This is a genomic window from Shewanella sp. 1180_01 (assembly GCF_052850535.1).
In genome coordinates this window covers 1-22,065 of record NZ_VXCT01000045.1, presented here as the reverse complement: position 1 = coordinate 22,065, position 22,065 = coordinate 1, and the positions used below count along the sequence as shown (strand labels likewise).

Sequence of the window (22,065 nt, the reverse complement as noted above, 5' to 3'; positions counted from 1 at the left end):
GAATTTGCAAAGTGGTGTATTAGTTAAATCTAATACAGATAGGTGCATGAAAAATAATAACAAAAAACGTCCGATTTAGTAATAAATTTGACGCGCTTTATTCAAAATCCCGCGCCCTTAAAAGCGTGCCAGTTCGAGTCTGGCCACTGGTACCAAATCCTTCTGATGAAGGAACTAAACCGACCTAGCGTCGGTTTTTTTGTACCTGAAATTTGGCAGTAAGTCGATTTAGTGGGATTCGGCGATATCAATTTGCGTCATAGTCACACCTTTGATTTGTGCATAAATCGCTTTGCCATGGGTGAGTTGCAGTTCATCGCAGGCCCAAGGTGTGATGTTGGCCCAAAGTTCATCGCGGCCTAGGGCGATTTTTAATTGGATTTGCTCACCATTATCGCTGGGGTATAACTCTTTAATTTCTCCCTTCAATAGATTACGGATACTTAATCCTTTGGGGACCTCAGTGCAAACCGAGACATGGTTTGCCTGAATACGTACTTTGAGTTTCTTAGTCGTTTCAGCCAGATAACCGCTTACCCATAGATGATTGCCATCATCCATCACGAGTCGCGTCATGGGGTAGTCTGGATGTCTGTCGGCAACCTTAGCACTGAGGAGTGAGCTGAGTTCCTGCAATGGCACCCAAGGGCGCATTTGCTCACTATTCCACACTTCACTTAAGGCGCCTTGGGCGATCAATTTTCCCTGATGCAGCACCAGCATATAATCCGCCAGTTGTAAGATCTCATCTAAGCTGTGGCTCACATACACAATCGGCAGTTTTAGTTCCTGCGATAAGGTTTGCAGGTAGGGCAGTAACTCGCGTTTACGGGGTAAGTCGAGTGACGCCAGCGGTTCATCCATCAACAACATGTCGGGCGATGTTAGCAGGGCACGGCCAATGGCAACCCGTTGTTTTTCTCCGCCCGATAGCGTGCTGGGATAGCGACTGAGCAGCTTTTCAATTCCCAGTAACTGCACAATTTTATCGAATAACACTGGGTTGGCTTTACGCACACCATAGTTGAGATTGCCCTTCACGCTATAGTGTGGAAACAGCCGTGCTTCTTGAAATACATAGCCAATTTGGCGCTTTTCTGGGGGAAGGTTCACTTTGCCTTGCTGATAAAGCAGTTTGTCACCGAGGCGGATTTCACCGCTATCTGGGGTCGAAAGCCCGCCGAGCAGGTTCACGAGCGAGGTTTTACCTGCACCCGAGCGGCCAAAAACGGCGGTCACGCCTTGCAATGGCAATTGGGTATCGACTTTCAGTTGCAGTTGTCCGAGTCGTTTTTCAATATTGATTGTTAGCATACGCTTGCCGTCCTCTGCAGGGCTTTTTTACTCAGCCATTGGGAGGCAAGTAAAGACGCGAGTGCGATCACTATCGAGATAATGCATAAACGCATGGCCTGATATTCGGCCCCTGGGGTTTCAATAAAAGAGTACATGGCGAGCGGAATCGTACGGGTTTCACCGGGGATATTTGAGACGAAGGTAATGGTCGAGCCAAATTCCCCTAGGCTGCGGGCAAAGGCGATAATCATCCCCGACACTATCCCCGGAGAGGTGAGCGGCAGTGTGATGGTGAGAAATACCCTCCATCGACTGCTACCTAAAGTGCGTGCGGCCTGCTCGAGTCGAATATCAACTGTTTCAAAGGATTGTCGTATGGCTCTGACCATCAGCGGGAATGACACTATCGCCGCGGCGAGGGCCGCCCCGCGCCAACTAAAGCTAAAACTGATGCCAAACCAATTATATAACCACTGGCCGATAAAACCTTGGCGGCCCATGCTGATCAGCAGGAGGTAACCCACTACCACGGGCGGTAACACCAGTGGTAGATGGAGCACACTGTCGAATATAGCTTTGCCAGGAAACTCGACTCTGGCCAGCACCCAAGCGCATAAGATGCCCAAGGGTAAACTGGCGATAACGGCAACGGATGACACCTTTAAGCTGAGCAGCAGTGCGGCAATTTCATAGTCGCTTAGTAGAGAACCACTCAGCACCCTAATTCACTCCAAAGCCATATTTTTCAAACACATTTTTTGCGCTTGGGCCTTGCAGATACTCATTGAACGCTTTGGCGCTTGCAGTCGATTCTTGTTTGACTAAGGCGATAGGGTATTCAATTGGGCTGTAGCTCGTCTCTGGGAAGGTTGCCACGATTTTGATCTTCTGGGCGACTTTCGCATCGGTTGAATACACTATGCCTAGCAGCGCTTCGCCCTGTTCAACTAAGGCGAGGGCGGCGCGGACATTGTTAGCGCGGGCGAGTAATGGTTCAGCAACTTGCCACAGCTTGAGATTTTCGAGGGCTTGCTTGGCATATTGTCCTGCGGGCACATGATCAGGATCGCCAACGGCCATACGGCTGCCTTTTAATGCGGTTTTGATATCCCAATCGCCATTGAGCAACACCTCTGTGATGGGGCTATTTTTCTCTGCAATCAAGACTAAGGTGTTTTTTAACAAGGTTTTACGGCTGTTAACATCGACCGCTTTGGCCTCGACCAGATAATCCATCCACTTTTGATTGGCCGAGACAAACAGATCGGCGGGCGCACCATTGGCCACTTGTTTTGCCAGTGTTGAAGAAGAGGCGAAGGAGAATATCACCTTAGTATTGTGTTCTTTTTCATATTGCTGGCCGATTTCGTTAAGTGCATTGGTGAGTGATGCCGCAGCAAAAACAGTTACTTGCTCATCGTCTGCCGCAAAACTTGGGCTAGATGTCAGTGCCATTGTGAATAATGAAGCCGTGGTAAAACGCAGTAATTGCTTAAGGTGAGAGAATTTCATTGTGTTCCTCCGTGATAAAAAGTGATCGTTATATACCAATCTATATATCGATTATTCAAGCCCTAAGCAATCAATTAGTGATCTGTGTGCGGTTTCTTGCGGATTAATGGCATTAATCCGCTGAAATATCTCGGCAATCTTATTGGTATCCTCAAGGTGATGAAGGACAATAGGGCTCAAGTCAGACTTGGGTGCGGGATAAACGATGGATTTACATGCATTACTTACGCTTTCCCTCGGGGATAAGCCCTTCGCTAATCCTAGGCGGATAAGCCTGCTCGAGCAGGTCGCCAGCACAGGCTCGATAAGCCAAGGCGCTAAGCTTGCGGGGATCAGTTATAAAGCGGCGTGGGACGCGATTAATGAGATGAACACCGCCATGCCCGAACCCGTAGTGTGCAGCGAAAAGGGCGGCAAAGGTGGTGGTGGCGCTAAACTCACCGAATTTGGCGAGCGTTTGCTCAAGGTGTATTCCATCACCTCTCAAGTACAAGCAATGGCCTTGGCCGCCTTGCTCGATGAGTCCGTCGACATGCACAGTTTGTTGGATGTGATGGCGCATTTCTCCCTCAATACTAGCGCCCGTAATCAGTTAACGGGCCGCATCAATGGCATTGATTCATTTGGATTAAATGACAACATCAGCGTGACCTTAGCGGGCGGACAACAGATTCAGATTTCAGTGACCCATTCGAGCCGCGAACGCTTGCAGTTAGCCATGGATAAATCTGTGTTGTTACTGTTTAAAGCGCCCGCTGTACTGGCGACGATTCATGCCTGTGAAGTAGATGGGCAAAATTGCCTCAGCGGCCGTTTGCTGAGCGTGACTGAACTTGGTGATAAGGCCGAATTAGCCATAGATATTGATGGTAAAGACATCATCTATTCAGTGATGCCACTGACTCAAATGCAGGCGTTGGCTGTCGGCGAACTATGTTTCGCCTGTTTTGATGCCACGCAGGTTATCCTCGCCAGCATGAATTAGCCGGATGGAGCGGCTTCATTCTGCTAATTACGATCTGTCACCTATAGAGTTTGAAAATTCTCAAGTAAAAGTGTCCAGTTTGGGTTGACCAGTACAATCTAATGGTTTCTTTTGCTTGCGAACTTAATTTGAATTTTTCATTCTTTTAGAGAAAATCAAAGTGGTGGGGTGAAGCTCCACGACGTTGATTTTTTCTTGAAAAAAAATCAAATGAAGTCTGTATCTAGATTCGTTTGAATGGCAGAACTACCACAAGTGGCACAATCATAGAACGTCGAACCCCTACAATTTACCGCCTAACGATTTGGTATCGCACTCAATCGGCATTGCTACCTAATGCTCAGCTGTGCTTCCCTTGCAAATTTCTACACAGATATTTGCAAATCTTTACCTGTTAACGACACTTCCTTCGTCTACTGTCTTTGGCTAACTCTATATACTGTTGGAACAATTTCTGTTCCTTAGCAAGATGAATGCTTGCTGTCTTTAGCATTGATGGACACGACAATACCGATGAAAAAATCCTCAAAGCGTAAATTGCTGCTCGCGTTAAGCGGCTTAATCCTCCTAGGTGGCGGTGCTTATTTTATGTGGCATAAGCCTGAAACGGCACCTGCCTATGTGACTGAAGCGGTGCGCCGTGGCGATATCGAAAACTCAGTGTTGGCCAATGGCATGTTGCAGGCCTCTAAACTGGTGAGTGTGGGCGCGCAGGTATCGGGGCAAATTTTAAGTTTGCCGCTGGCACTGGGGGATGAAGTAAAGAAAGGCGATTTGATTGCTCAGATTGACAGTCTAGCGCAGCAGAATAATTTGAAGGATGCCCTCGCATCACTCAAGAGTATCAATGCCCAGTTCCGCGCCAAACAGGCGCAGATCCGCCAAGCCAAGTTGGAGTTTAGCCGCCAGCAGCAAATGCTTGCCGATAAGGCCAGTTCCCGCGCCGATTATGAAGTGGCCGATGCTAATTTAACGGTTTATCAAGCCGAGCTTGAGCAATTAGAAGCGCAAAAACAACAGGCTGAGATTAACGTCGACAGTGCCCGAATCGATTTAGGTTATACCAAAATCACCGCGCCTATGGATGGCACTGTGGTGTATTCGGCGGTGGAAGTGGGGCAAACCGTTAACGCCAATCAAACGACGCCGACAATCGTGGAAATGGCGCAGCTGGATACCATGACAGTTAAAGCACAGATTTCTGAAGCGGATGTCGTCAATGTCCATCCGGGTCAAGCCGTATATTTCACGGTTCTTGGCAAGCCGAATCATCCCTACCGTGGCATCTTAAGGGCGATTGAACCTGGGCCGATTTCGATGGATGGCGACGATAGTAATATGAGCTCTAGCGACTCAGACGCCATTTATTACCATGGTCTGTTCGATGTTGAAAACCCAGACCGCACCTTGCGTATCGGCATGACGGCACAGGTGTCCATAGTGTTAGCTAAGGCCAGTGATGCGCTATTAGTGCCTGCGCAAATATTACGTATAAAGCCGAGGGAGAAATCCGCGTCTCCAGAGGCTAAGTCTGGCGAGCGTAAAGCACGCAGTGGTCCGCAATATCAAGTGCCTGTGTTAGTCGATAACCAAGTGCAATATGTGGATGTCACGGTTGGGATTAACAACAAAATCAATGCCGAAATCACCACTGGTTTGAAGGAGGGCGATCAAGTCGTGCTTGGCATGCCGTCCGCCGATGATGGTAGCAGCAAATTCCGTCGTCCACCTAGCGTGAGGTTTTAACAGTGACAACGGCATTACTTGAAATTTCAGGTTGTTATCGCACTTTTCAGGCGGGTGAGCAGCAACTCACTGTGCTGAAAGATGTGAACCTGTCGATTGGCCGTGGCGAGATGGTGGCGATAGTGGGCGCCTCTGGCTCGGGTAAATCGACCCTAATGAACATTCTTGGTTGTTTAGATAAGCCGTCAAAGGGCGCGTATTTTATCAACGGCCAAGATACCTCAACGATGGACGTGGATGAGTTGGCGCAGCTGCGCCGTGAGCACTTTGGCTTTATTTTTCAGCGTTATCATTTACTGGGCGATTTAACCGCCATAGGCAACGTCGAAGTGCCTGCTGTGTATGCGGGTAAAGAGCGCACTGTGCGTAAAGACAGGGCCGAGCATTTGTTAACGCGTTTAGGCCTTGGCGACAGGCTCGACCATAAACCTAATCAGCTCAGTGGTGGTCAACAGCAGCGGGTCAGTGTGGCGCGAGCCTTGATGAATGGCGGCGATGTGATCCTCGCCGATGAGCCAACAGGTGCGCTGGATAGTCACAGTGGTGAAGAAATGATGCAGCTGTTGCAGGAGCTGCACAGCGACGGTCATACCATCATTATCGTGACCCATGATATGCATGTGGCCCAATATGCCGACCGCATTATCGAAATCAAAGACGGCGTGATCATCAGCGATGAGCGCAGTCAGGATAAACAGACGGCTAAGCCGCAAAGCTTGGCGTCACAACATTCGTCATCACAAAACACGACCTCACAAAATACGGCGCCACAAAAGCCTAACGGCACTGTGATCGCAAAAACAGTGGCAGCAAAAGACAGCTCGCGTGCGCGGGTGGCTTCGTGGGACAGATATGTCGAGGCGCTTAAAATGGCGCTGGTGGCGATGTCGACCCACAGGTTACGTACTTTCTTGACTATGCTCGGGATTATTATCGGTATAGCCTCAGTGGTTTCTGTGGTGGCCTTAGGTGAAGGCTCGCAGCAGGCCATTCTCAAAAGTATCAGTTCGATGGGAACCAATACGATTGATATTCGCCCGGGTTCAGGTTTTGGCGATCGACGCTCGGCGCGGGTGCGTACCTTAACGGCGACCGATGCTAATGCCCTTAAAAATCTGCCCTATGTCGATAGCGTGACCCCAAGTATTGGCTCTAGCGCGACGGTACGTTTTGGTAATAAAGCGGTATCGGCCTCGGTGAATGGGGTGGGACCGGAGTTCTTTCGCGTGAGAGGTTATGAGTTAGCGCAGGGGCAGTTTTGGGATGATGCCAGCGTTGCAACACTCGCCCAAGATGCGGTGATTGATGACAACACCCGTAAGGAGCTCTTTCCTAACAGTGCAGGCGCGAATAACTCGGCCATCGGCCAAGTGATTTTCCTCGGGGATTTACCCGTGCGCATCATAGGTGTGACGCAGCCAAAAGAAAGCGCCTTTGGTAACAGCGATGCGCTCAATGTGTGGGTGCCTTACACCACAGTTTCTGGCCGTATGATAGGTAAAAACTATTTGGATGGCATCACAGTGCGACTCGATGAAACTGTGCCGAGTAATGCGGCGGAGCAGGGCATTATCGCGCTACTTAAAATGCGCCACGGCACTCAAGATTTCTTCACCATCAATACCGATACCATTAGGCAGAACATCGAAAAAACCACAGCAACCATGACCTTACTGATCTCGGCGATCGCGGTGATTTCCCTCGTTGTTGGCGGAATTGGGGTGATGAACATTATGTTAGTGTCTGTGACTGAGCGGACCCGTGAAATCGGGGTACGTATGGCAGTGGGCGCGCGTCAGAGTGATATTTTGCGCCAGTTCCTTATCGAAGCCATCTTAGTGTGTTTGTGTGGCGGAACCTTAGGCATTGCTTTGTCCTACTTAATTGGCGTGGTGTTTGCTCAAACGGGAGGCAGTTTCCAAATGATTTATTCCACCACCTCCATCGTTGCCGCCTTTGCCTGTTCGACCTTAATTGGTGTGCTATTTGGTTTCTTACCCGCCCGCAATGCGGCGCAGTTAGATCCCGTTGACGCATTAGCCAGAGAGTAATAACACCATGAATACAAAAATATTTAATCGACACTTTTCTCCTCGTAGCTGCGCGATTGCTGTGGACATAGCTTTGGGAATCGCCTTGCTGAGTGGCTGTGGCAGTTTCATGCGTTCAGACTTTGAACCGCCCGCATTGGCGATTCCTGAGCAGTGGCAAAACACCACAGTGAACGAGCAAGTAAAAGTCGATCCTTGGTGGCAGCAGTTTCATCAGCCTGAGCTTGATAAGCTGGTCAGCCAAGTGTTGAGCACCAACAATGACTTAACGCTGGCGACCTTAACCCTGCGTAAAGCGCGCTTGCAGGCAGGACTAACACGGGACGATCTGTACCCGCAATTATCGGCCAATCTTGGTGCTTCCCGTAATCAGCCACTCGATGGCGGCGATGCGACTAAGAGTTACCAAGCCAACTTGTCTGTCAGTTATGAGGTGGATTTGTGGGGCAAAGTGTCGGCCAATATCGACCAAGCTCAATGGGCGGCGCTGGCGAGCGCCGAAGATAGGGAAAGCACCACCCAAAGCCTAGTGGCGACCACTGCATCCTTGTATTGGCAGATAGGATATTTAAATCAACGGGTTGATTTGAGCCAAAAGAGCATAGCGTACAGCAAGCAAACGCTGGCTTTAACTCAAAGGCAGTATGATTCTGGCGCCGTGACGCAAGTGAATGTGCTCGAAGCGCAGCGCAGCATGGCTGGACAAGAGGCGGCCCATAGTCAGCTTATCCAGCAATTAACTGTGGCTAAAAATGCCCTCGCGATATTACTCAATCAGGCACCTGCTGCTGATCCAGCGCAGAGTTTAGCCTCAGGGGAGACTTGGGTTGAGATTAAGCAACTCCCCGATGTGGCAGTGCCGGACGTTAGCGTGGGTGTACCAGCAGATTTGTTAGTCAGACGCCCAGATGTGAAGGCTTCCTTGTATCAACTGCGCTCCGCCTTGGCGAGTAAAGACGCTACCTATGCGAGTTATTTCCCAAGCCTGAGCTTAACGGGTGGAGTTGGGGAGTCGACCTCAGAGTTAAAAGAGCTGTTACGCAATCCCGTTGGTAGCTTAGGCGCTGGGCTTGTCTTGCCCTTTTTGCAGTGGAATCAAATGCAAATCAATAACGACATTGCCGATATCGATTATCAAACCGCTGTGGTGAATTATCGCAAGACGCTCTATTCCGCCTTTGAAGATGTCGATAATGCGATTTCGGCTAAGCAACAATATCGCTATCAAGGAGAGAAGTTGGCGCAGCAATTCAGCGCAGCGGCAGCCGTTGAAGCCATTTATGAGAGTCAGTATCGCAATGGCGCTATCGGTATTCAGAATTGGATTGATGCCCAAGAGAATCGTCGCAGCGCCGAGGCGGCTTTACTCGAGAATCGTTACAACCAACTCACCGCCCAAGCGACGCTTTATCAAGCCCTTGGTGGCAGTGATATCGCCCCGCCTTTGGCAAAGTAATAACGCATTGTTGTAAAAGCATTACAGCACTATAGAAAAACAAAACCGCTATTAATAGCGGTTTTTCGTTTTTGCATCACTCAGGGCAAGTGCAAGCCTCTGAGTGCTAGTGCCTTTGCGCTGTGTTTAGCTGTTAAGCTGAATTAGCTGCGCAATATTTGCAGCGGCAAACTGAGCATATCATCGCCGGTTCCGGCTAAGTGCCAGATGATGCCGACTAAAGCGCCAACCGTGAGCAAGTACCAAATCACCGAGAAGATTTGTCCGTATCTGTCTAACGGCAGCAGGTGGCTTTGATGGCGAGTGCGCCACTCGAAGATGATTTCTAAGCTGCCGATCAACAACAAGAATCCCAATAAGGCTAAGCCTAAGGTGTAGCTGATATACACACCGAAAGCGGCACCGGCGGCGCAGGCGACCAAGCCCATAATGCTGTTCATCGAAAAGCTGATGCTCTTTAAAATATGGCCGCCATCGAGTGGTAAAATTGGCAATAAATTAAATAGGTTAAGCAGCGCATTAAAGGCGGCAAGGCCAGCAAAAAACACATTGCCCGTGGCGTGGTAAGCAATCAAGGACGCGATGGACATCAGGAGTCCAAAGGTTGGCCCCATGATGGAAATCACCACATCTTGCCAACGCGTATTAATTTTTTCATCGGAGAGCGCGAGCCCACCCATAAAGGGAATAAGGTAAATCCCTTTGGTTTTCATCCCAAAATATTTCATCGCGCGGATATGGCCGTATTCGTGGAATACCAAGCAGGCGATGAGCGCGAGGGCGAATTGGAAGGAGAATAGCCAAGAATAAGCCGCAACGCTGGCGCCCGCTAATACCACTTTTATGACTTTGGCGCTTTTTAACAGTTTAAAACCAAGGGAGGCGAGTCCAACCATGCTCAGTTTTTGCTGCTTAACTATGGGCGTTTCAGGAGTTTGGCGTTCGATATCTTTTTCGGTGCGTCGGCCTTGGTCGATAATTTTGTCATCCTGCAGCAAGCAGTAATCGAGGCGGAAAGGCTGCCAAACGAGATCGGTTTCGAGGCGAACTTGGATTTTATTTTCTGTCATGGCGATGGCTTGCTCGCCACTTTCTGTCGCCAATGGACTGCTGTGGTGGGTGAGCTCAAAGACATGAACCTTGAGGCCGCCATTGTCGACGGAAGCTTCTTTTTGTGAGACTAAGGTGTTGTCCCAGAAGAGTTGTTGCCAGCCCGCGAGTGAGCCTTCTAAGCGCAGTTGTTTGCCTAAGCAGTCAATCTTAAGTAGTTCCAATTTCGGTTCCATCTGTTTGTATATTTAGTGCCAACTTAAACGTCATCCCTTAAGTCGACGCAGAAAATGGTCATTTTGAAGTGTATTTTAGCTGCGCTTTGCCAGTGGACTCGGCGCTGCTACACAGCGGCAAATTATGCCTGTGAATTCACTATGAGGATATTAGCTTTTAAGGTCATAGTGTTTTTTATTGAGCAACTGAGTTGTTGGTAGATAGTATCTCAGCTGCTTGCCGATTATTCATCGAGGGTGCGTACAATTTCAATCCCTTGGGAAATCGTTGTGAAAGCCAGTTTAGCGACACAGCATTGCCCCAGTGCTTGGGCGTGGTTTTGAACCCACTTGATAAATTCATTGAGCGGCAAATCTTGTTTTTGGCGCAGTAATTGCGGCAGTTCGCCGACGGGGTCTTCATGGATTTTCTGCGGACAGGCACTGATTAGATAACGCTGGCCTTTTGAGTCGAGTAATTGATCGGTATCGATAAAATGATGCTGATAGAGACAGGCGAGTTCGAGCCAATCCCTTTGGTGTTCTAGGTAAAGTAATTCGTCACTTTGAGTCAGTTTTACAATGGCTGGCCATTCAATACTCGACATCTTAACGCTAGTTATTTCAGAACCTTAGGAAGTTTAAAATGGGCTCCGAGACAGTCTCTGAGAACAATCGGCGGCAGTAGACAAGGATTAGGATTATACAAGAAGATACTTGGCATGCTGCTGCGTGAGTTTATCTGACAGCAGTATGCCACGCTGAGGGAAGATTGATAGAGGCCAGAGCAAGTTCACTGAGTCTGGCTGAATGAGGAAGGCGTGACGACTGAGTCATCACTCCTAGCCAAGATTATGCGGTCGGTGCGGCTTTGGCTTTGGCGTTATAGTCAAAGTTAATTTCTTGACTGACATTGGCAATGCAGCAAGTGCCGTGTTCACGGGCGGTGCGGTGATTCGCTGGACCTATATGTAACTCAACGTTAAGGAATACGTGTTTAAGCACTTCGATACGGTATTTCTCGTAATAGCCTTCGACCTCTTGTTTGAAGGTATCGAACTCGAGTTCTTCGCGGGTGCGTTCATCCATAATGCGATTCTTCTCATCGAGCATCATTTTGATTTGCTCGATCATCGCCGCGTCGCCTTGCCATTCTGATTTAGGCGGTAGCTTATTGAGGCGAGCCTCGATATCTAAACTGGCGACAACCATAGCTTTAACGCTTTCATCGAGCAGCTTGAGATCTTGTTTGAGTTCGGCATGTTCCATCGCGCAATAAACGTCGGTTTTGGTTCCCGCCGTTGCCCCTATGACAACCGCCGTGATGCCTTTCTCAGCACGCGCGACACCGCCGACCAGATCGCCACGACGACCACTCGGATCGCTGACCGTTAAACTGCCGGCGGTTTTGGTATGGCTGTGCAGCAACTGTTTAGTGACTAAGATATTGCCCTTGGCTACCAAATTGGAATATTGCACAAATTGGGCGCTGATCTGCCCTTGAGAATGGATATTGGTAGAGTATTCATTGGCTTTGATTTGTCTGCCAATGATGCCTTTACTGACTGTGACGTCACCTTCCGCCTCTAGGGTAGCGGAGTCCACAAAGCCCATCACGGTAATATCGCCCGAGCTTTTAACGACCATGCCTTCGTGGACATCGCCGGTGATTAAAATACTGCCCTTAAAGCTGATATGACCTGTGCCGATGTCGACATCTTTAAGCTGTAAAATATCATCGACATTCATACCTGTACGGGTTTCGACGGGTTGCCCTGCTACTGTGGCGATGAGTTTATTGGGATCTTTGGGATGAAAATCTGTGCCTGTACCGGCTTGAAGCACGGCATCTTTACCCGGTTTTTGTTTAAGCACTTCGCCCTTAATATTGTAACCCGGCGTGCCTTCGGTGGCTGGGTGCTTAACCATCAAGAGATCATTGGCTTTGACGACGATAAGCGAGCCGAGATTGCGCATATCGACACTGCCATCTTCCCGCTCTTGTGGCTGGAGTAAGCGTTCGCGCGCGAGGAACACTTTGCGTTCTAATACCGCATTGAGTCCATTGACTGGCGCTTTACCTTGGGCGATGTCACTTTGGCAAACTTCGCCGGCCTTGAGCGTACCGAGTTGTTTCAGTAGCGCTTGAATTTTGAGTTTGCTCAACCCCATGCAGACGTTGTTCTTTTTGAGATGGGTAAGGATCTCTGGCAAATCTATCTGTTTACCGCCCCATGCAGCGGTCAGTTTGAGGCTGGCTTGCATTTTATCTGGGCTAATTTCGATTGCGATGGCGCCATCGCGGCGTTCAGCTAAAGTGGCGTAGAGCTCAAACTTCCCGTCGTCTTGACTACACAGAGAGTTAATTTTAGCGACGGTTTTAGTAATGGCAGGCTCTAGCGGAAACAGGGAGGCGAATTCAGGTAAAGACAACAGGCGCATTATATCTTCATGGGTGACTGGGCCATGGACATTAGGGATCAGGCGCAATTCAGCTTTTGTCTTATCGCTGTTTAGCTCAATGAGTTCAGGGTCCAGCATAGGGGCATTCCTAGTAATTGCGTTTTATTATTGTTTAAGAAGCTGATTTGAGTATAACAGTAGAAACTTAGGGTAAAGAAGCCTTTTTGGCTGCAAAAACAGCAAATGTTGGCATTTTGTTGTTAATGGTCTATGGGGTGGTTTTTAAATAGTTTTTTATAAGAAATTGAATGGGATAAGCAGTGTTATCTCTGGTTTATTCGTACTAATAGCAGTGTAAGCCGCAACTTAATGCTAACTTTCGATTTAGCCATTATTTTGATGTTTTAAATCAAATCCCTATGCTAGGAACGGCAGTTTGATGTAAATGAAAGCCTGTTTACCGGAATCGCTGACATGCGGCAGATCACAATATTGAGTTTTGTAACACGAGGAAAGATAAGCTTTATCTGAAAAAAACTGGGATAGTGATACGAGTGAGTATGAGGCGTAGTCAATAACGCGCCTATAGCTGAAGCATAAGCGCGTTTTCGATAGCGGTTTTACTTGTGCTGGAAGTAATACAGCTTGTACTTGTTGTTATCGGCAACCACTTTTAATTGGCCAAATTCGGCGGCAATGATATCTGAATAGGGTAAGTGGCGGTTGGCGACAATTTGCCAAATGCCGTTATGTTGTAATTGCTTGGCACTATCAGTGACAAAGTTCTGCGCTATGCTGGTGGTGCTTGCAAGGCCATCGTGGAACGGCGGATTAGAGATAATGCCGTTAAATTTCCCTGTGGTTTGCGCGAGTCCATCGGAAGGATAGACTTTGGCCGTCATGCCATTGGAGGCTAAGGTGAGTTCGCAGGAAGCCAAGGCCATCGCATTAATATCGACACACTCTAAGGATAAGCTCGGCTGGGCCTTGAGCAGGGCTGCGGCAATCACGCCGGCGCCGCAACCAAAATCGAGCACTCTGCCCGAGAGTGTCGGTAGGTGCGACAGTAACAATTCAGTGCCCAGATCTAAGCGTTTTTCGCTAAACACCCCGACTAAGTTACAGATACTTATCTCGCCCTGCGGCGTAGTCAGTTGATACTGACTGACCCAGTCGCTGAGCTTCATCGCTGGTGCGCTACCTTCCAAACTGCTGCCAAATAACAGGCAGTGGCGAGCGTTATCGAGCTTCATTCCAGTCGCAAAATACTCAGGCAACAGCTTCACTAAAGACTTAATCCCGCCTTTGTTTTCTCCAACGACTAACAGTTGGCCGTTAGGCACAAGATGATTGGCGGCGAGGTTAAACAAATAAGGTGCTAAGGGTTTGGCTTTGGGGAAATAAACAATAACCGTATCGTACTTTTCTCGTTCAAGCGGATCTTGGTGCGGCAGGTCATGGCCGAAATAGCAACGCAGCTTTGTGTTGGCGTGCGGCGCTAAGTGCAAGTAATGGTGGTAATCCAAGGCGAGTGCATCGACCGATGCCGCGACATCGAGCAGGGCTTTTGGCAGTAGATCGGCTTCATGATTGAGCACTAACACTTTATGTTGGCTTAGGCTGTCTTGATTACGAATAATGACTTGCGATGGATTGGTTAACACGGTTACTGGCACCTATAAACTTAAGTGTGGGCATTATACCCGTTATTCACGCCTGAGCCAGTTTGCATCGAATCCCTACTCAAAGACCTAATAAAATCCCTAATAAAAAGACCCAATAAAAAAGGCAACTGCATTATGCGGTTGCCTTTAATGAACGGAATCGATTAACGCTTAGCTTTTAGGTTTCTTCGGTTTAGGTAATAAGCTAAAAATCTTATTGGCGATATCGGTATTATCTTGATGGCCGTTAAACAGCTCAGACGCCGGACCTGCGGCAAAGACTTGTACGTCTGTGCCTGTGTGACCGTCGGTTGTCCAACCTGTATCAGTACGTTTATCAATAACATGGCGAATCGCCACCGCCATGGTTTCTAATCCCTGCATTCTGGCGACGTTTAATTTGGCGACTTCTTCTTCGCTAAGTTCAAAGCCTAAACCGCGGGCGAGATCGGCTTGCCATTGCTCACCAGTGATGGCGGCTAAGGCCAAAGTGTCTGTGCTGGCCGAGATATTACGCAGGATTTCAGGGTTCCAGCTGTAATTGCCATCGACGCCAATCGATAGACCACCGGTATTGTGGTCGGCGGTGATCACCATTAGGGTATCTGGATGTTCACGCACAAATTGCTCAACCACTTCAATGGCATTGGAGAACTCATCCATCTCACCCATGGCAGTGGCGATGTCGTTATTGTGGCCCGCCCAGTCGATGAGACTCCCTTCGACTAACAGCACAAAACCTTGGTCATTTTGCGACAGTAAGCTGAGTGCCTTTTGAGTTAAGGTGCTGAGTTTTCTTGCATCTTTCTCATCAATCGCCCAAGGCAATTGTACTTCGGCAAACAGGCCCAACACTTTTGGTTGGGTGATGCTGGCGAGATCCTCAAAACGGCTGATGTGTTGATAGCCCTTGGCTTTGAACTGCTCTAACAGCGCAGGAGGAAAATACTTTTGACCACCGCCTAAAAATACATCGGCGTTGGTTTCTAAATAGCTGAGTGCCAAAGCGTCGTAGTTTTTACGGCTCTCGTTGTGTGCCAAAAAGGCGGCTGGCGTGGCGTGGTTGATTTGCGACGTTACTGCGACCCCTGTGCTGAGGCCAAGGGATTTGGCTTTTTCGAGTATGGTCGGCAGTGGTTGCTTTTGGGTATCGACCGAAATCGCCCCATTATACGATTTAACCCCTGTGGCCAGCGCTGTCGCGGCCGCGGCTGAGTCAGTCACATAACCACTGACGCTTGCGGGATAGGTACTCGCCATGCCCACCAGTAAACGGTCAAATACGGTTTGCTCGACTTCTTCGGTGTCAGGATTATCTTTGTAATAGCGGTAGGCGCTAGTGTAAGACGGCCCCATACCATCACCTATCATGATGACGATGTTTTTCGGTCGCGATGGCGCTTTCGTTGGACCCGTTTCATCTGCCCAAACTGGCGTAGATAACAGCAAACTGATGCCGAGTAACAAGAGTGGCGCTTTGGTGAAACTCATATCACATCCCTAGAAGTGGTTCGGCGCTCGCGATTTGCTCGCGCCTTACAATCAACAAACTCGTTGGTAAATTCTTATGCTGTGGCGTTAATACGTGCTTCGATAGCATCCATTAACATGCCCGTGATGTCGACATCAAATGCCGCTTGGATTTCACGTATACAGGTTGGGCTGGTCACATTGATCTCAGTCAGCTTGTCACCAATCACGTCCAGCCCGACAAAAATCAGTCCACGTTTTTTAAGCTCAGGGCCAATGGCGCGGGCAATTGCCCAATCGCTGTCGGATAAAGGCTGCGCCACACCGCTACCCCCAGCGGCTAAGTTGCCACGGGTTTCGCCTTTCATTGGGATACGTGCCAATGCGTAAGGTACAGGCTCGCCATCGACCACTAAAATGCGTTTATCGCCTTTGGTAATTTCAGGGATAAAGGCTTGCGCCATCGCATATTGTTGGCCATAACTGGTCAAGGTCTCGATGATCACCCCAAGGTTTGGGTCGTCCTGCTTCACGCGGAAAATCGAGGTGCCGCCCATGCCATCTAAAGGTTTAAGAATGATATCGCCCTTAGCTTGGTGGAAGGCGCGGATACGTTTGGCATCACGGGTCACGATCGTTTCCGGGGTGAATTCGCTAAACCATGCGGTGAACAGCTTTTCGTTAGCATCCCGTAGGCTTTGTGGCTTGTTGACGATTAATACGCCTTGTTCTTCGGCGCGCTCAAGCATGTAAGTGGCGTAGATAAATTCAGTATCAAATGGCGGGTCTTTACGCATTAAGATCACGTCGAGTTCGCTCATTGGCGTGTCTTGAGATTCGCCTAGCTCATACCATTTGCTCGCATCATTGATAACAGTTAACGGACGCATATTGGCCATCGCCACGCCGTTGACCATGGCAAGATCAGCCATTTCCATATAAAACAGTTGATAACCTCTGTCCTGCGCGGCCATTAACATGGCAAAACTGGAGTCTTTCTTAATGTTGATCTCACTGATGGGGTCCATCACTATGCCGAGTTTTATCATTAATCTGTTCCTTATTTGTCGCCGTTTGCAGGCAAAAAAGCATTTATTGGATAATGGGGTCTGTCATGCCAGCGCAGCTTGCGGCTGCGGTTTAGCCTAAATCACCAAATCTGAGTTGCAGCGCCGTAATGGCCGTGAGCGAGGCGGTTTCAGTGCGAAGCACTCTGGGGCCAAGCAACACATCGGTAAATTGATAGGTTTCTGTCATGGCGATTTCTTCCGCCGACAAACCACCTTCTGGGCCAATTAACAGGCGCACGCGTGTGTGCGCTAAATCTAAGCCATTGATGCCGTGTGCGGCACGTGGATGTAAATTGAGTTTCAGCGCCGAGGTTGGCTCACTGCACCAATCGTGTAAGTCCATCGCTGGGCGAACCACAGGCACTTGGCTGCGGCCCGATTGTTCACAGGCGCTTACAACGATTTTCTGCCATTGTTGAATTTTTTTCTCTAGGCGTTCACCATTAAGCTTTACACCGCAGCGATCGGAAAACAGCGGCGTAATGGTATTCACACCCAGCTCGACCGATTTTTGAATGGTGAATTCCATTCTATCGCCACGGGAAATCACTTGGCCTAAGTGCAAGTTGAGTGGCGACTCAGATAAATTGGCCTCACAGGAAAGCAGTTTTACTGTGACATGCTTCTTACCTGCATCGACAATTTCAGCAAGATAATCATGGCCATCGCCATTGAATAGGCTGATATGTTCGCCGTTACCCATGCGCAGCACTTTGCCGATATGGGCTGCGCCATCTTCGTCTAAGTTCAACTGTTGATTGATGGCTAATGGTTGAGGTTGATAAATTCTTGGGACTCTCATTGTCGACCTTACTCGGCTAATTGTTGACGCAGTGGTGGCGCATTACAGGCATTCTGCACAAAGGGATTATGGTTGCCTTGAGTTTGCGCTATAGCGTTATCGCGTTTGCACTCAATAGTATCAACTGGATAGGTTTTATCCCATGCCTTAAACAATTTTAATTGGCTCGACGCGATTTTAAGCCCATAGGTCTGCTGCATATAGAGGTAGGTTCTGGCTATCTTACCGCGAGCGTTTACGGGCGGCTGCGCCTGACGATTCTTAAAATCGACCACCATAGCGCATTGGCCATATTGGTCGGCTTTACCGTTCCATTGGCTAAAACGGAAGTTACTGCGATCGCCATTCACTTCACCGATGGCGGGCACTAAGTTGTGCATGTCCGCTTCCATCTTATTAAATTCGTTACTGTTATCGGCGCAGTTTTTACGCCCGCCCTTTTGCCAGCATTGGAGCTGATGGCCAAATTCCCAGGCGGGCACTATGTGTTCCCACTCGATACGATTGGCGCGGGTTTCCTGTTTACGGACTTGATAACCGCAGCTGGCGAGATCGGGTTTCCACGATTTGCCTTTGATCTGAATATCGCAGCCACAGTAAAAACTGGTGGCGGGTAGAGTACCTTGGCGACTTCCGGCGTAGAGCGCCTGCGACTTAGTTTTCGCTTGGCTGAAACTATTGGGGTGTGACACTGAGGCGCTAGCGGGCACAGTTAAGATTGCCGCCCAAGTGATCAGGCACAGCAAGAGGCGCCGTGAATTAACGGTTAAAGAAGTTTTGTTCAAAATTTATCCCAAAATAACAAACACTACGCGAGCCTTTGGCTCGTCTTTTATGGCGTGATGGTAAGGGAAATGCCGCTGATTATGCAAATTGAGTCGTACTTTTTACTCACGCAATTCCCAAATGTTGAAATTCGAATTGTGGAGTGGGTGTGAGGATTGTGCACGAAGAGTGCTTAGATCGCCGTTAAATGGGTCTTACAGCGTTTACAGATATAACGGCTTTCACCGCGTAGCACCTTGTTATGGCGGCGAATACTTAACCGAATCGGTCCACAGGCGCAGCGATACTCCACGTCGCGACCTGCCACAGAAGTGGTATTGAAGCTGTGGGTGGTACTCGGGTTAACCTTAAATACCGTTAGCATCAAAGATTGCCATTCTTTACCGTGGGGCTTGGTTTTGCCAAAAAGCTGAAAACACAGTAAATGACAAATTTCGTGCGGTACAACTTCAGTTAGAAAAGCTTCGCTGTTTTCGCGTAGTAACACAGGATTGAATCGCAAACGATTCTGCTGCAGATGAGCCGTACCCGCGCTCTTTCCCCTGAGACTAAATTGTGTGACTGGGCGTGGGAAAGCGCGCTTAAGCGATATCTCAGCTTCTTGATAACAAGCTTCAATTCGCTCTAGTACTTGTATTTGCAGTGACGAGAGTGGGCGTGATGAACCGGTGAAAATATGTGCCTGAGCCAGATCTTGTACTGGTGGACTCGTTATCAGCTGCGACTTATCTTGGCTTTGGCCCAAGGCTGCGTATGTCGATTTTGTCAGTGGGGCGAGTGCTTCACTGCTGCGACGACGTAAAGCATTGAGTAAGTCTGCAGGTTTCAACATAGGGTTAGCGTTGGATCTCGTCGGTTAAAGGTAAACATTGAGTGCTTAACACTCATTTAGTTATAAAAGCATCAGTTATGAAGCCAATCCTAAGTATGGCGCTTGGCTTCTGCGTTCGAACGCTTGTTCTTGCAATCCGCTCTTATACTCAGCCTTCCAAATCAGCGATTGAAATAAGAGTCAGGCCAAGCGTTCGCATCATAGCGAACGCTATCTGACAATGCCAGTTTCAGCCAGTGTGACTTGGCTTATAAACTCGCTGCCGCCTGCATCACCATAGTGCGCACTTGTTCGACTATGGCTTGCTCAGTATCGGCGTCATAGCCTTTGACTCTTGGGGTGTGAATATGGCCGACTTTCGCACGGCTATTAAACTTTTGCTGCAACACTATGGCGCGATAGGAAATTTCATTAGAAAGATAACCGCCGCCAGAGCCTTCGACTGACGTTTCATTTTGCAGTTCGCCTAATGATGTTGCACTAAACTCGCCGCGGGCAAGGGTTGTGACTGTGTGGTTATCGTTGACTTTCCATTGGTCATCTTTTACTTGCATGGCGGCAACAGGCAGCGAGAATTCGACAAATTGCGGGCCGATAAAATCTTTGCCATTGAGCTTAGGGGCAACCGGTGCGGTTTTAGTGCCGCCAGTGAGGACATTTTGGTTATCGGGCGCCGCGGCACTGCGATTTCGGGCAGGGAAGCGTTCAATATCAAAGTCAGTTCGGCCCATGCTGACGGTAAATACAAATTGGGTTTTAGGATCGCGGTATATCGGGCTCAGTAGCGATTCGATAAGTCCTTGGTCAAAATCTTCAAAACGCACTGGCACCATAGCGGTTTCGATTTGCGCCGTTTTGCCATTTACATCAAAGCGGAACCCATCCAAGGCGAGGGCGACTAAGCCGGAAGGATTACTCTGGGTGATATCTTTATCGAGGAAGAAGGGATCGAAACCCGTGAGGAATATTTTGATTTGAACATCATCAGCATATTGAATATCGCTAAAACCCCGAGAGGCCTTTTCAACCGCACTCATTAATATGTCTTGTTGCCAATCGGCCATTTTAAAGTTGGCGCTGGTGCTCTTAAGACTATTAAGCATGGCAAGGCGCGCCCAATATAAAGGTCGGTCGTCAATATGACCGGACTGCACATCGCGTACCGCCTGTTGCCATAATCTGTGACCTTGGCGCGCCGCTAATTGGGTGGCATCGACTTCGTTTTTCTTGGAACTTAACTGCTGAGTCAGGCCATCATCGAGTGCTTGATAGCGAGTCACGACTTCGCCCATGGTTGTTTCGGCTGTTGGTAGGCGGGAAACTTCAACATCACCAAATAGCTGCACAGCACTGGCCGTATTGATCAAGCTACTGGCGAGGATTAGCGTTAACACTGGCTTCAACACTGGCTTCAACATTTTTGATTTCCCTGTAGTGATTAGATGTTATTGATTGGAAATGATGTTCATCTCGTCCTGCGGAAGGCTCTTATGCCAAAAAGTATGCACTACAAGCTGAGGGTAATAAAGTTATGCGCAGTGATCTTCGTCATCTTATGCCAATATCTTCTATCTCAACATCTTCTATTTCAAAGGCGGCGGAGCTGGCATCAGTCCTTCTATGGCAGAACTTACTTGCCTCTTTTTTGCCACAATTGGTCAGCAGTTTGCTAGGGCATGCAAACACGCTAAGTGATAGCCTTAATCACTTTTTTAGTTCATTGGATTTTTTGTTTTCTACAAGGAGACTTTATGCGTTCGTTCGCCATATCGACTGTGTTGGTGATGTCCTCACTGTTAGCGTCGTCAATCTTTGCTGCCCCAGCTTTTGCCTCAACAGCGGCGAAGACGGAGTGGCAAGAAACCCGCAGTTGGGATGCCATTTTTACTCAGCACCAAGTTGAACCGCAACAAGCTAAGCAACAACAAGCTAAGCAACAACAAGCTAAACCGCAAAAAACTAAGCCCCAACAAGCCTCGGGCGTGGTGGTGCTGTGGAACGAAAATAAGCAACAGGGATATACCAACAATCTTAAACGTGCCAATCAAGGTTTTTTACCGGCATCGACCTTTAAAATCCCCAATAGCTTGATTGCGCTCGAGTTGGGTGTGGTGAAGGATGAGCACCAAGTGTTTAAATGGGATGGTAAAAGTCGTGATATCGCCACTTGGAATCGTGACCATAACTTGATTACTGGGATGAAGTATTCGGTTGTGCCCGTCTATCAAGAGTTTGCCCGCCAAATTGGTGAGGCGAGGATGTCGAAGATGATCGCCTCCTTCGATTATGGCAATGAGGATATCTCGGGTAATTTAGATAGCTTTTGGCTCGATGGCGGTATTCGGATTTCTGCCACTGAGCAAATTGATTTCCTGCGTCGGCTTTATCACAACAAGATCCATGCCTCAGAGCGCAGTCAACGAATCGTTAAGCAGGCCATGCTCACCGAGGCGAATTCTGACTATATTATTCGCGCAAAAACCGGCTATGCGGTCAGAGCTGAGCCAAGTATTGGCTGGTGGGTGGGTTGGGTAGAACTCGATGATAATGTGTGGTTTTTTGCAATGAATATGGATATACCCGACGCCGCAGGTTTGCCATTGCGTCAAGGCATCACTAAAGAAGTTTTAAAACTGGAACACGTTATTCCTTAGGTCGCGTAAGCATCGCGTATCTAAACCTTGCGAGAATTACGTATGAAGCTGCCTACTTAGCTGACATAAATCG

The 22,065-nt window shown here is 48.6% G+C and carries 18 protein-coding genes; 5 read left to right on the top strand and 13 right to left on the bottom strand.

What is annotated here, in order from left to right; all coding sequences use genetic code 11:
* Window positions 1-228: 228 nt before the first annotated feature.
* From modC to modA, 3 genes are read right to left on the bottom strand one after another with little or no spacing between them, the layout of a single operon-like run.
* Window positions 229-1,314, bottom strand: coding sequence for a molybdenum ABC transporter ATP-binding protein ModC (modC, locus tag FW758_RS18590; protein ID WP_446446169.1), 1,086 nt, complete (start codon window positions 1,312-1,314; stop codon window positions 229-231).
* A complete protein-coding gene (gene modB / locus FW758_RS18585; protein WP_432335155.1) occupies window positions 1,308-2,021 on the bottom strand; it encodes a molybdate ABC transporter permease subunit in 714 nt (237 codons plus the stop codon). The genes modC and modB overlap by 7 nt, the downstream gene beginning before the upstream one ends.
* The gene (gene modA / locus FW758_RS18580; RefSeq protein WP_446446168.1) at window positions 2,017-2,808 is read right to left on the bottom strand and encodes a molybdate ABC transporter substrate-binding protein; all 792 of its coding nucleotides are present in this window, start codon (window positions 2,806-2,808) and stop codon (window positions 2,017-2,019) included. Before modA ends, modB begins: the two co-directional genes overlap by 5 nt.
* Before the next feature lie 205 nt (window positions 2,809-3,013).
* Here modA and FW758_RS18575 point away from each other — a divergent pair, with 205 nt between their 5' ends.
* The 4 genes from FW758_RS18575 to FW758_RS18560 all read left to right on the top strand — a co-directional run bounded on the left by FW758_RS18575 (window position 3,014) and on the right by FW758_RS18560 (window position 9,046).
* Window positions 3,014-3,793 (top strand): TOBE domain-containing protein, encoded by a 780-nt coding sequence (locus tag FW758_RS18575; protein ID WP_446446167.1) that lies wholly within the window; start codon window positions 3,014-3,016, stop codon window positions 3,791-3,793.
* Window positions 3,794-4,306: 513 nt separating this feature from the next.
* Window positions 4,307-5,539, top strand: coding sequence for an efflux RND transporter periplasmic adaptor subunit (locus tag FW758_RS18570; RefSeq protein WP_446446166.1), 1,233 nt, complete (start codon window positions 4,307-4,309; stop codon window positions 5,537-5,539).
* A 2-nt stretch (window positions 5,540-5,541) separates the two neighbouring features.
* Window positions 5,542-7,590, top strand: a complete 2,049-nt coding sequence (locus tag FW758_RS18565; RefSeq protein WP_413490454.1) for a MacB family efflux pump subunit — start codon at window positions 5,542-5,544, stop codon at window positions 7,588-7,590.
* A gap of 7 nt (window positions 7,591-7,597) precedes the next feature.
* The gene (locus tag FW758_RS18560) at window positions 7,598-9,046 is read left to right on the top strand and encodes an efflux transporter outer membrane subunit (protein WP_446446165.1); all 1,449 of its coding nucleotides are present in this window, start codon (window positions 7,598-7,600) and stop codon (window positions 9,044-9,046) included.
* Between the two features lie 143 nt (window positions 9,047-9,189).
* On the opposite strand, the gene FW758_RS18555 is transcribed toward FW758_RS18560, so the two are convergent.
* The 10 genes from FW758_RS18555 to FW758_RS18510 all read right to left on the bottom strand — a co-directional run bounded on the left by FW758_RS18555 (window position 9,190) and on the right by FW758_RS18510 (window position 20,756).
* Window positions 9,190-10,332 carry a site-2 protease family protein gene (locus FW758_RS18555; RefSeq protein ID WP_006083005.1) on the bottom strand — a complete coding sequence of 381 codons (1,143 nt, stop codon included), beginning with the start codon at window positions 10,330-10,332 and terminating at the stop codon, window positions 9,190-9,192.
* A gap of 224 nt (window positions 10,333-10,556) precedes the next feature.
* Window positions 10,557-10,934, bottom strand: coding sequence for a DUF4144 family protein (locus FW758_RS18550; RefSeq protein WP_006083004.1), 378 nt, complete (start codon window positions 10,932-10,934; stop codon window positions 10,557-10,559).
* Window positions 10,935-11,163: 229 nt separating this feature from the next.
* Window positions 11,164-12,852, bottom strand: a complete 1,689-nt coding sequence (locus FW758_RS18545; protein ID WP_445781985.1) for a DUF342 domain-containing protein — start codon at window positions 12,850-12,852, stop codon at window positions 11,164-11,166.
* A gap of 482 nt (window positions 12,853-13,334) precedes the next feature.
* Window positions 13,335-14,378, bottom strand: coding sequence for a methyltransferase (locus FW758_RS18540; RefSeq protein WP_446446164.1), 1,044 nt, complete (start codon window positions 14,376-14,378; stop codon window positions 13,335-13,337).
* A 171-nt stretch (window positions 14,379-14,549) separates the two neighbouring features.
* Window positions 14,550-15,869, bottom strand: coding sequence for an alkaline phosphatase (locus FW758_RS18535; protein ID WP_006083001.1), 1,320 nt, complete (start codon window positions 15,867-15,869; stop codon window positions 14,550-14,552).
* A 74-nt stretch (window positions 15,870-15,943) separates the two neighbouring features.
* Complete coding sequence (gene gshB / locus FW758_RS18530; protein ID WP_012088318.1) at window positions 15,944-16,897, bottom strand: glutathione synthase; 954 nt, start codon at window positions 16,895-16,897, stop codon at window positions 15,944-15,946.
* Between the two features lie 91 nt (window positions 16,898-16,988).
* Entirely contained in the window at window positions 16,989-17,720 is a 732-nt protein-coding gene (gene rsmE, locus FW758_RS18525; protein WP_006082999.1) for a 16S rRNA (uracil(1498)-N(3))-methyltransferase, read from the bottom strand.
* Between the two features lie 8 nt (window positions 17,721-17,728).
* The gene (gene endA / locus FW758_RS18520) at window positions 17,729-18,505 is read right to left on the bottom strand and encodes an endonuclease EndA (protein ID WP_446446163.1); all 777 of its coding nucleotides are present in this window, start codon (window positions 18,503-18,505) and stop codon (window positions 17,729-17,731) included.
* A 173-nt stretch (window positions 18,506-18,678) separates the two neighbouring features.
* Window positions 18,679-19,338, bottom strand: a complete 660-nt coding sequence (locus tag FW758_RS18515) for a SprT family zinc-dependent metalloprotease (protein WP_259563333.1) — start codon at window positions 19,336-19,338, stop codon at window positions 18,679-18,681.
* A gap of 248 nt (window positions 19,339-19,586) precedes the next feature.
* Entirely contained in the window at window positions 19,587-20,756 is a 1,170-nt protein-coding gene (locus FW758_RS18510; protein ID WP_446446162.1) for a hypothetical protein, read from the bottom strand.
* Between the two features lie 333 nt (window positions 20,757-21,089).
* Between FW758_RS18510 and blaOXA the strand changes: the two genes are divergently transcribed.
* On the top strand, window positions 21,090-21,992 hold the full coding sequence (gene blaOXA / locus FW758_RS18505) for an OXA-548 family class D beta-lactamase (protein ID WP_446446161.1): 903 nt from the start codon (window positions 21,090-21,092) through the stop codon (window positions 21,990-21,992).
* The last annotated feature ends 73 nt before the right edge of the window (window positions 21,993-22,065 follow it).

Excerpts from the sequence above, each read along its gene's own strand:
- FW758_RS18545 (WP_445781985.1), bottom strand. The coding sequence starts at position 12,852 with ATGCTGGACCCTGAACTCATTGAGCTAAACAGCGATAAGACAAAAGCT.
- modC (WP_446446169.1), bottom strand. The coding sequence starts at position 1,314 with ATGCTAACAATCAATATTGAAAAACGACTCGGACAACTGCAACTGAAA.
- FW758_RS18535 (WP_006083001.1), bottom strand. The coding sequence starts at position 15,869 with ATGAGTTTCACCAAAGCGCCACTCTTGTTACTCGGCATCAGTTTGCTG.
- FW758_RS18510 (WP_446446162.1), bottom strand. The coding sequence starts at position 20,756 with ATGTTGAAGCCAGTGTTGAAGCCAGTGTTAACGCTAATCCTCGCCAGT.
- blaOXA (WP_446446161.1), top strand. The coding sequence starts at position 21,090 with ATGCGTTCGTTCGCCATATCGACTGTGTTGGTGATGTCCTCACTGTTA.
- FW758_RS18570 (WP_446446166.1), top strand. The coding sequence starts at position 4,307 with ATGAAAAAATCCTCAAAGCGTAAATTGCTGCTCGCGTTAAGCGGCTTA.
- FW758_RS18515 (WP_259563333.1), bottom strand. The coding sequence starts at position 19,338 with ATGTTGAAACCTGCAGACTTACTCAATGCTTTACGTCGTCGCAGCAGT.
- modA (WP_446446168.1), bottom strand. The coding sequence starts at position 2,808 with ATGAAATTCTCTCACCTTAAGCAATTACTGCGTTTTACCACGGCTTCA.
- FW758_RS18575 (WP_446446167.1), top strand. The coding sequence starts at position 3,014 with ATGGATTTACATGCATTACTTACGCTTTCCCTCGGGGATAAGCCCTTC.
- FW758_RS18560 (WP_446446165.1), top strand. The coding sequence starts at position 7,598 with ATGAATACAAAAATATTTAATCGACACTTTTCTCCTCGTAGCTGCGCG.
- rsmE (WP_006082999.1), bottom strand. The coding sequence starts at position 17,720 with ATGAGAGTCCCAAGAATTTATCAACCTCAACCATTAGCCATCAATCAA.
- FW758_RS18555 (WP_006083005.1), bottom strand. The coding sequence starts at position 10,332 with ATGGAACCGAAATTGGAACTACTTAAGATTGACTGCTTAGGCAAACAA.
- gshB (WP_012088318.1), bottom strand. The coding sequence starts at position 16,897 with ATGATAAAACTCGGCATAGTGATGGACCCCATCAGTGAGATCAACATT.